Origin of the sequence: Roseinatronobacter alkalisoli (assembly GCF_028745735.1) — a bacterium.
In the GTDB taxonomy this organism is placed as follows: Bacteria; Pseudomonadota; Alphaproteobacteria; order Rhodobacterales; family Rhodobacteraceae; genus Roseinatronobacter; species Roseinatronobacter alkalisoli.
On the sequence record NZ_JAQZSM010000032.1, the window covers coordinates 25,893 to 35,117 of the forward strand.

A 9,225-nucleotide genomic window follows, 5' to 3' on the forward strand; every position below is an offset into this window, starting at 1 on the left:
GTGGTATATTCAGCTTCCCTGCCTCTCGCATATGAAGAGAGTTTTTGGGTGGGTCGGCTTCCAATTACATACGCGTGCCGGGCGCCGAGGTCTCAGATCGCTCATGCGCCCGGGATTGAACTGACTCCGTCAGGTCGGGATGCGACGGATTGAGTAGACAGAGGCCGGCGGCAGGTTGCGGAGTGTGCGGCCAATGCAGTCGAACCTCAGCCCCAGTCCCCTCGCCACGGCCTTGTCCACTGGCGGGACGTGTCCGTAGGTGAACTGGACGAATGTTCCGCCGGGACGCAATGCGCTGAACGCCGCAGTGAGTATCTCCTGCTGGTCCAACCGTGACATCGCCAGAAGTGGCAGGCCCGAGACGATTGCGCCGGGAGATCCCGGAAGCCGCGCCCTCGCATGGTGGTCCAGCCTTTGTGCAAGGTCGCAGACGATGTCCAGATCCGGAAATCTTTCGCGCAGAAGCAGCGTGAAGGCCGACGAACGCTCGATGAGCAAGAGGTTCTCGGGCGCAACCCTTCGGGACAGCAACGCCCGCGTGAAGACGCCCGTTCCGGGCCCGAGTTCGATAACCGGGCCGGTTTCGGGCCCGATCCCTGCGGTCATGAGCCGCGCCAATGTCCGTCCGGACGGTGCGACCGCTGCGATGGCCAGGGGGTCGGCCAGCCACGCCCGCAGGAAGCGCGCCGTGTCGCCTGCTTGCATCGCCTGCTCGGGACCGCTCATGCTTCAGCCGAAGCGTTCAGGGCGTCCTGTCGCAACCCGGTTGCGCTGGCGCTGCCGCAGGCGTGAAAGGCGGGCTGTGCCATCATGCGCAACCCGTCGTCGGGTGACAGGACCGGCGCATATCCAAGATCTTTCCGCGCCCGAGAGATGTCGACCGTGAAGTCCTTGCCCATCAGCCGCAGCATCTGCCGGGTGAGTGGCGGCTCGCCCTTCAGGCGCAGGAGGCGCCAGACTGCGCCCATGATGCCCGCCATCGTCCAGGCGATCCCGAAGGGGACGGCGCGGTTGCCCGGCTGGACGCTGCGGGTCGCCAGAAGGCGCGTCAGGAAGGACTTCAGGGTTGTGTCGACATTGTCCGACACGAAATAGGCAGCGCCGTCCTGTCCCTGGTCGGCCGCCAGGATCAGCGCGTGGCACAGATTCTCGACATGACAGGTTGACATAGACTGCCCGCCGCCAGCCACCCACCGGAACTGCCCGGCCTTCACAGTCTCCACCATATGGTCGAGCATTGGCATGTCCGGCCCCCAGATAAAGGGCGGACGGACCGCGACGGTCGAGAGGCCCTTGCGGCGTCCGCTTGCCGCCCGCAGGAGTTCTTCGGCGTCGGCCTTGCTGGCAGAATAGGGTGCAAATCCCATGCGTTGCATGGGAAGGTCCTCGGTCACACGTTGCTGCGGTTCGGGATGTCCCATGACGACGGCTGCGGCGCTGACATAGACGACGCGCCTGACACCCGTGCGCTCGGCGGCGGTCACCACATTGCGAGTGCCATCGACATTCATCGCACGAAACACCCGGAGCGGCCCCCAGAGCTTGAAATGTGCCGCAACGTGGAAAACCGTGTCCACCCCCTCCATCGCCCGCTCGATCGCGGCGGGGTCGGAAAGGTCAGCGTGGTGCGGCTCGGCCCCCAGCGCAGCAACGGCGGCCCGGCTCGAGGCCGACCGGCCAATGGCGCGGACTTGCCAACCGGCCTTCAGAAGGCGCGCGATGAGATGGCCACCGACGAATCCGGACCCTCCGGTGACGAGGGCGGTGCGGCGAGTAGGACTGTCGGAAATCGGTGTCATGGCGGAGCTCCCTTGCTTGCAAGAGCTACATTGCAGATTAAAGGATATAACACAATACAAAAAATGAAATCTGTTACATGTTGCCTTTTACCAACCCTTGCCCTAGACCTTTGCACATGGAAAGCCACGCCTCTGACCCACGCGACCGCATCCTGGAAACAGCCAGGGATTTGATCCGCCGATTTGGTGGGGCGAAGACAAATGTGGTCGATATCGCCCAGGCCATGGGCCTTTCGCACTCAGCGATTTACCGACACTTCCGGTCCAAAGCCGAAATCTTCGACGCACTCGCCGCCGCAACGATGGCCGAGGAAGCCGCGCTTGCCGACGCCTTCGTCAAGGCGGATGCTCCTGCTGCCGAGCGGCTGGCAGCCCTTGTCCTGACGCTCCACCGCAGCAAGCGCGCCAAACTCGCCGACGATCCAGAGATGCACGCCCTGTATCGCCGCATCGTGGAGGAACGTCCGGATCTCATTTCGGACTATGCACGCCGCATGACCGGCCTCCTCCGCCTCATCCTCGCCGACGGCGTCGCGCGGGGGGAGTTCCGCACGATGGATCTCGACGCGGCTGCAGGCGCCGTCCGCGACGCCTTTATAGTGTTTGTTCATCCCGCGCATGTAGAGGCCGCGACAAAGGCCGGACTGGATCAGGAGGCAGGCTTGCAGACCTTGATGGGCCTGGTTGTCGGTGGTCTCGTTGCAGGAAGCATCCAGGTCGGCACGGTTCAGGCGGAGAGCCAGAACGAATAACTCGGCCTAGAGCAAGTTCGACGACAGACCCATGCCGACCAGCAGCACGGTCTGCCGAGAGTACCTACCCAAACCACAGGCGCACAGCTGCGGTTGAGTATTTGCGAACGTCCGCTACGGGCCGGGCACGGTGCTGACACGGTCCAGGCAGGAGTGTCGTGAGGTCGATGGTGCGACGCAGCTCGACGTGAGAAGCCCATTGGTGACATTCATGCACATCGCAGCATTTTGCGCCGTTTCGTAGGTGCGGCAACATGATCGGCCTAGAGTTGTCTTTCGATGAGTTGTGCAGCGCTGGCTTTAACCACGCACACGGACGGCAGCTCGTGTTGGGTAACTGCTGGACGAATTGAGAGATACGTTCCAAATATTTTTCTCATGAGTGAACCTTTTGTCGCCTAAGAAGCACCTGAAGGGTGAAAGGGGGACGAAGATGGATCGGCGCGAGAAACTGCGCGCGTTGCTGGCGCTGCATGTCGCCGGGGCGCGAATGGGCCGGTCGCGAGACTTCCGCGCGCTGGTCGATCTGGCTGGCCCGCGCCTGTTTGCTCATGCCCGGCGGTTATCGGACGATTCCGAAACTGCGTGCGATCTGGTGCAGGAGGCTTGGGCGGCTATCATACGCAGCCTGCCTGCCCTGCGCGACGACAGAGCGTTCTTGCCGTGGGCTCTGACCATCGTGACCCGTGCCGCCGCTCGCGAAGTGGTCCGCCGCGTCCGGGCGCGCGAGACTGCGGCCGAACTGACCCGCGCCGCTGATGAGCCCGGCGCCGACCCGCCCGACCTGCGCGCCGCCATTGCCGAGTTGCCCGCCGGGCAGAGGGCGGCGTTGGCACTGTTCTATCTGGAGGGGTTGTCGGTGGACGAGGTCGCCACCGCGCTCGCCGTTCCGCCGGGGACCGTGAAGACCCGGCTTATGCACGCCCGCACCCGTTTGCGGGCCTTGATGAAAGGAGACGATCATGGACGAATTTGACCGCCGTATCGCCGAGGCCCTTGCAGAAGATGATCTCGGTTTACCGGAAGACGCGCGTGAACCGGGCTTCTTCTCGCTTGCATTCTCCACGATGCGAGGCCCACAGGGTTGGGTGACCTGGGTGATGTTGGTCATGCAGACTGCGATGTTTCTGATCGCGATCTGGGCTGGATGGAATTTCTTTGCCGCGACTGAAGAGTTGTCCGCGATCAAATGGGGTTTGTCAGCGGCAACGCTGATGATCCTAGCCACGCAAATGAAGCTCGCGCTGATGCCCCATATGCAGGCCAACCGGGTGATACTTGCATTAAGACGGCTTGAACTGCGTCTCGCGGTGAAGAATTAGAGATTCTTCACCTGGTGAATAAGCGCATCGAATGATCGTTTCCGCTCGCCATTTCAGCAATGCCGCGACTGCAAAAGGCTTCCCTGAACGTGCCGCGAACGCCCGCTCCGTCCCGCACTGCTGACACACCAATACCAAAAAAGCTGCGGTAATCCTGAGTGACCGGTTCGGGGAAGCCGCGCTGCGGCGTCGCTGATCGCCCGACCGACAGCAAAGGGCCGAGACCGGAGTCGGGGCTGCCCCCGATGCAGGCGGAGTATTCTGTTGAAAAACTCTGCAGGGCCTGAATCATCCTGAAAAATCGGAAATTTGTTCTCGCACGATGCTGCTCTGAAAACGCCGTTTCCATAAACACCCTTGCCAGGGATGGTTTCCTAGCAAAACGACCATCCTGAGCGCGATGGTGAGTTTTTCAACAGCATCGGCGGACATTTGCGGCGATGCGGCAGAGCCGCCTCAGCAGCCAACTGAAGCGGCCCTTCGTTTGTTACGCAGTATGCTCGGCCATCAGACCGATGTGGCAGAGTTAAAGTGACCTGACAGCAGCGCGGCATGGCGGCCTCAGGAGATAAATGAACATCGCCACCGCATGGGCGGGGGGGAGGGCAACGACGGCCCAATGAGATACCTCTGAAACATCTCGATGGTTATAATCAAATCCCGGCTCTCCAGAACAAAAGTGGCTTTCAGGGAGCGCCCGCTTTCGCTACGGCTGCTGGAAGACAACAACATGACCACCCAGCAGCGAAAGGCCATCGATGACCTATCTGGAAGCAATTGTATTGGGGCTGGTGCAGGGCATATTCATGTTCGTGCCGGTCAGTTCCACCGCGCATCTGGTGCTTACACAGCATCTGATGATCGCGGGCGGGTCGCAGATGCCCGCGCCGGAGAGCGCGGCGATGATCCTGTTCGATCTGGTGGTGCATGTCGGCACGCTGGTGTCCATCGCGGTCGTGTTTTGGCAGAGCCTTAGAACCCTGATGCGCGCCACAGTGAGCGAAACTCTGGTGATGCTCCGACCAAAAGACCAGTCCGCCGGGTTGGGGCCATTTTCGAAACTCATGCTAATGGGCGTGATCACTGTCGGCGTCACGGGCGTGCTTGGCTTGCTCTTGAAACGTTCATTTGAAGCAGTGTTCGGATCGCCGCAGATTCTCGTTGTGACACTGCTCATCACCGCGATCCTGCTGTTCCTGACCGACCGGCTGGGCAAACGCCCTTTGGGCATCAAAAGCATCGGACCCCGCATCGCGGTGATCATCGGCGTGGCGCAGGCGCTGGCGCTGATTCCGGGTATCAGCCGCAGCGGCATTACGATCATCGCAGGGTTGTTCACCGGGCTGAAGCGCCGCTGGGCCGCCGAATACAGCTTTCTGGTCGCGATCCCGACGATCCTTGCGGCGGGGCTGTTGCAGGGGGTCGAAGTCTATCGCGGCGAGGGGATCGAAGGCATCGGTGCCGGGCCGATGCTCGCGGGCTTCATCGTCGCCGCCATATCCGGCACGATCGCGCTGCGCCTCGTGCTGGCGCTTCTGTTCAAGGCGCAACTCAAGGTCTTCTCAGTCTATCTGATCTGCATCGCTGCGTTGATCGGCTTCGGAGTGCTTGACGGGGTGATCTGAGCGGCGAGGGTCAGGCGGTCGCGACCCGCCATCGCGCGGCAGTCACGGCGGGCTTAAGGCTCAGACGCCCGACGATCTGCTCCATCCCGCTGTCGGATGAACCTTCGGCATTCAGTTCAGCCATGACCTCGACCCGATCGGTATCCTCGATGTTTTCCGATTTCAACGCGGTGAGGTGCAGCCCTTTCTCAGCTAAGCCTTACAGCATCAGCGCGCGCACATACGCTTCCTGACTGCCTTTGCAGATGATCTCGACGCGGTAGCTCCGGTTTAGCTCGGTCTGATCCAGCGGCTGGCCGTTCAGCCGGGCCACAATCGGACGCAGCGCCTGATTGACGAAGATCACAGATGTGTTTTGGTTTGAGCGGTCGCTTCTGACCGACGATGCGGCCTTTGTTCCAAGCGGGGCGAAGCGTGCGAATGGCCGGTAAGTTTGGTGTTTGCATGACTGATCCTCCGATCCGCCATACCCTCCCACATCGACAACCCGACGTTGACGGATCATTGTATCACAAGATGCTGCGCTGCCTCCGAGGTCGGCTCCGAGTCCCAAACTACCCGCGAAGTTCCGGACCGGTTTTGCGCGCAGCGAAACCAGCTTCGTCGTGGGCGGACCGTCGTAGGGCGGTGTAGAAACCGCAGCGATCGTGAAAAGCGACAGGCATCACCCAACCACAATGCATTGCTATTGAAGAAAATAATCCGACCCAAGACACGCAGATCGTCTACACGTGGCTTTCCAGCAGACTTCGGAAAACAGGGTGCCAAACACCGCCTGCGCATCGCTCAGCTCAGCCAGAGAAGATCAAACATATGACCGCTCTGGTTCCCGCCATCAACATCACTATTACTACTACCTGCGCCAACGGTTCCAGTTATTTACCGAACCGGCAAAAGTATTGATATCCACAGGCCCGCGAATGCCGGGGACAATACCGGTGCTGGTATACTGCCAAAACGCCCAACGCTGTCCGGGATAGACGGTTGATGGATGGCCCGCGACGGACCGCAACCAGAATTCGGTTCCCGGCAGATTGCCGATCCCCGTTTCACGATAGAAATCCACCGTCGTGTAGATGACAGGTCGCTGGCCGTAATAGGCTGTCAGAATATCAAGAAACTTCGCAGCTTCTGCTTGCACCACGGCCGGGCCGGGTCGGTATGGGCAGGTGCGCGATTGATGGTTCCATTCCAGATCCAGCACATGGGGCAGATCAGAAGAATAGCGTGGCACATTCTGGATGAACCAGCGTGCCTGTTCTTCGGCAGGGCGGCAGAAGAAATAGAAATGATAGGCCCCGCGCGGTATCCCGGCGCGCGCAGCACCCTGCCAGTTATCCTTGAACGCTGGGTCGATGTGATCGCCGCCTTCCGTCGCCTTGATGAAGGCAAATGAAATGCCCGCCTTGCGCACTGTTAGCCAGTCAATGTCACCCTGCCAGCGCGACACGTCGATCCCGTGAACCGCATAGGCGGATGGCGCGCGCCCGTCCCACGGATGTGGTTTGCTATCGCCAAAGGCTGGAAAGCTGATCTCGACAGGGCGGGCTTCCGATATCACCGGCACTGCTGCCCGCGCGACGCCGGGTGGGGCGCTGTAATATTGACGGCCCGGACTGGCGCAGGCCAAAAGCAGCAGCGGCAGTGAAAGTTTCAAAAACCGGGATAGTGCCAAGCGCATGCGTTTTCCTGCCCATCTATTTTTTCGCCAACTTTGCAAAGCCTGAATTGCAATGTCACGAAGCGACTGCATGGCGCAGATCACATCCGCGAGATGCACGTAACCAAAACGCTTGGCGGTGCAACAGAAAAGGGACTCGTGGGATGCATCACCCGGCTTTCAAAACAGAACTTCGCCGGTCATCAACTCCGCCGCCTAAACCCACACCACGACGTAGGACACTAAGCTTGCAAAGCTGCACCGAAGCTTCGGTGGTCAAGGTCAGCAATGGGCCGTCATCCCCTGAACTACGTGGGCCTACGGTACCCACTGGTTTGTGGTGTCTCTGGCTCCTCATCGCCGACTCGCATCCAAAATCCTGATTTGCGTGGATGAGCTTCCTTCAGCTTGGCAAGATAGGTGGTGTGATCGATCATTGACCTGGGGCGAGTGGGGTCCGTTTCCTGGGCCAGCAGGCCCAGTTTCCCAAGATACTTCGCGCCATGGCCATAGGCCTTGGACCGTGCGCGATCCAGAATGTCGTCGAGGAGCGCCCGGTAGAGGATCGTCGCCGCCAGCGGATAATCGTGCTCCAGAAGCGACGCGACTTTGGGCAGGATGTGCCATTTGCCCCCGTCCCAACGGTCCGGGTGCATGACGATCAGCTTTGCCACTAGATCGAGGCGCGGCCAGTCAAGGAAGAACTGCAGCGCCATCTCCGGCTCTGCCTTTTCCAGCGCAAGCGCATGGGCGCGGTCTTCGGCCTCAATATCTTCAAAATCAGGCAGCTGGTTAAGGTAATCCCGCAGAATATCGGCGGACAGTCTCGCCTCGAAGCAACGCCAGCGCAGGGCCTGCGCGGCAGCTTCGTCACCCATGGCGTCAAGAATGCGTGCCTCAAGGCTCACGCGCTCCGGCGAAAGTTCACCATCGGACTCGCCAAAGGGGCGCCGCCCTGGTTTGCGCACCCATTCCAACGCCTCTGCACTACGCCCGACCTCCAAAAGCTGCGCGGCGATCCCCAACGTATCCTGCATATGCGGCTTCTTCTGGACCTCGAGCGCAATGAGCAGGTCGAGGTCGCCCCGCGCCAAGGCGAGGACCTGGCGCATCTTCGCCCATTGAGACGTCATGGAATAGAACCAACCATCCGCCTCACGCGCTGCTTCCTCGGTCTGCCTCTCGACTATGGCAGATTTCAGATCACCATCCCAGCGGTCCAGACTGTTTTGCGGCAGATGCGGGGCCACGGCGTCGGTCACATCCACCAGATAGCCATGCGTGCTTTCACCAAGGGCGGTCATGATCTTGTCGGGGAGCAGATCCGCATCGGGTGCGTTCAGGTTCTGCGCCAGATCCCCGGCTGCGGTAATCGCCTGACAATAAACGTCCTGAACGCGGCCCGAGGAATCGTCAACGCGATCAAACACCTGCTCATGGGTGGCAATGAAGCGCAACAACCGGTCGATAGCCAGCGCCGGGGCCGCAGGGCCAAGCTCGGACGTGATTGTATCGGACAGACTGCGCAGATCGTCGGCAAAGGCGCGGGCCTTGTCCCATTCGATGAAGCTCTTTGCCCGCGCCAGCCCTGACAGGCGCCGGTCAATCAACTTGGCGATGGATTCGGGGCCGGATTTCCCGGCCAACGCAGCCTTGACCTGCCGCCGGAACCCGGCATTGCGCTCAGCTTCTTCGAAAACCAGCTGCGCAAGTTTGTCAGTTCCGAGGTCTTTCAACTTGTCGGCGGACAGGGCGGGGTTGCGGGCCATGGGCATATCTCATAACGGAATGTTGCCCCAATACCTGCCTATATCAGATCATAGAAGCAAGTATTGGTTGCGCTATGAATGAATGGCCGGTCTCCTGAAGCTACTCCGCAGCGCTCGACGATGAAGTCAACGGCCGCTAAGGGCCGAGACCGGAGTCGGGGCTGCCCCCGACGCAGAGGGCGGAAACCCGACCAATGCACATGCCGCAGGGCGAACATAGCATCGCGCCACTGCGGACTTTCGAGGGATGTCACCCCCGGGACCGCGCTTGTTGCTCTGGCGCCGCATGGCTGGGCGT

At 60.8% G+C, this 9,225-nt stretch carries 10 protein-coding genes and 3 pseudogenes; 4 read left to right on the forward strand and 9 right to left on the reverse strand.

Features of this window, described 5'->3' with window-relative positions:
* Positions 1-129: 129 nt before the first annotated feature.
* Complete coding sequence (locus PUT78_RS20130; RefSeq protein WP_274354057.1) at positions 130-726, reverse strand: class I SAM-dependent methyltransferase; 597 nt, start codon at positions 724-726, stop codon at positions 130-132.
* The gene (locus PUT78_RS20135) at positions 723-1,799 is read right to left on the reverse strand and encodes an NAD-dependent epimerase/dehydratase family protein (protein ID WP_274354058.1); all 1,077 of its coding nucleotides are present in this window, start codon (positions 1,797-1,799) and stop codon (positions 723-725) included. The genes PUT78_RS20130 and PUT78_RS20135 overlap by 4 nt, the downstream gene beginning before the upstream one ends.
* 116 nt (positions 1,800-1,915) lie before the next feature.
* Here PUT78_RS20135 and PUT78_RS20140 point away from each other — a divergent pair, with 116 nt between their 5' ends.
* The 3 genes from PUT78_RS20140 to PUT78_RS20150 all read left to right on the forward strand — a co-directional run bounded on the left by PUT78_RS20140 (position 1,916) and on the right by PUT78_RS20150 (position 3,873).
* On the forward strand, positions 1,916-2,551 hold the full coding sequence (locus tag PUT78_RS20140; RefSeq protein WP_274354059.1) for a TetR/AcrR family transcriptional regulator: 636 nt from the start codon (positions 1,916-1,918) through the stop codon (positions 2,549-2,551).
* A gap of 433 nt (positions 2,552-2,984) precedes the next feature.
* Positions 2,985-3,527 (forward strand): RNA polymerase sigma factor, encoded by a 543-nt coding sequence (locus PUT78_RS20145; RefSeq protein ID WP_274354060.1) that lies wholly within the window; start codon positions 2,985-2,987, stop codon positions 3,525-3,527.
* Entirely contained in the window at positions 3,514-3,873 is a 360-nt protein-coding gene (locus PUT78_RS20150) for a DUF6768 family protein (RefSeq protein WP_274354061.1), read from the forward strand. Before PUT78_RS20145 ends, PUT78_RS20150 begins: the two co-directional genes overlap by 14 nt.
* A gap of 7 nt (positions 3,874-3,880) precedes the next feature.
* Here the strand turns inward: PUT78_RS20150 and PUT78_RS20155 are convergent, their stop codons facing one another.
* Positions 3,881-4,222 (reverse strand): hypothetical protein, encoded by a 342-nt coding sequence (locus tag PUT78_RS20155; protein WP_274354062.1) that lies wholly within the window; start codon positions 4,220-4,222, stop codon positions 3,881-3,883.
* A 409-nt stretch (positions 4,223-4,631) separates the two neighbouring features.
* Between PUT78_RS20155 and PUT78_RS20160 the strand changes: the two genes are divergently transcribed.
* On the forward strand, positions 4,632-5,498 hold the full coding sequence (locus PUT78_RS20160; protein WP_274354063.1) for an undecaprenyl-diphosphate phosphatase: 867 nt from the start codon (positions 4,632-4,634) through the stop codon (positions 5,496-5,498).
* A gap of 10 nt (positions 5,499-5,508) precedes the next feature.
* Here PUT78_RS20160 and PUT78_RS23740 read toward each other — a convergent pair.
* The 6 genes and pseudogenes from PUT78_RS23740 to PUT78_RS20175 all read right to left on the reverse strand — a co-directional run.
* Positions 5,509-5,682: pseudogene (locus PUT78_RS23740) on the reverse strand (MgtC/SapB family protein); the annotation flags it as partial.
* A gap of 15 nt (positions 5,683-5,697) precedes the next feature.
* Complete coding sequence (locus tag PUT78_RS20165; protein ID WP_274354064.1) at positions 5,698-5,844, reverse strand: hypothetical protein; 147 nt, start codon at positions 5,842-5,844, stop codon at positions 5,698-5,700.
* Positions 5,834-5,944: pseudogene (locus tag PUT78_RS23745) on the reverse strand (integrase); the annotation flags it as partial. The gene PUT78_RS20165 and the pseudogene PUT78_RS23745, both read right to left, overlap by 11 nt.
* Before the next feature lie 214 nt (positions 5,945-6,158).
* Positions 6,159-6,297: pseudogene (locus PUT78_RS23885) on the reverse strand (IS5/IS1182 family transposase); the annotation flags it as partial.
* 54 nt (positions 6,298-6,351) lie between these two features.
* Complete coding sequence (locus tag PUT78_RS20170; RefSeq protein ID WP_274354065.1) at positions 6,352-7,179, reverse strand: glycoside hydrolase family 25 protein; 828 nt, start codon at positions 7,177-7,179, stop codon at positions 6,352-6,354.
* Between the two features lie 287 nt (positions 7,180-7,466).
* Entirely contained in the window at positions 7,467-8,927 is a 1,461-nt protein-coding gene (locus PUT78_RS20175) for a DUF6880 family protein (protein ID WP_274354066.1), read from the reverse strand.
* Positions 8,928-9,225: the final 298 nt, after the last annotated feature.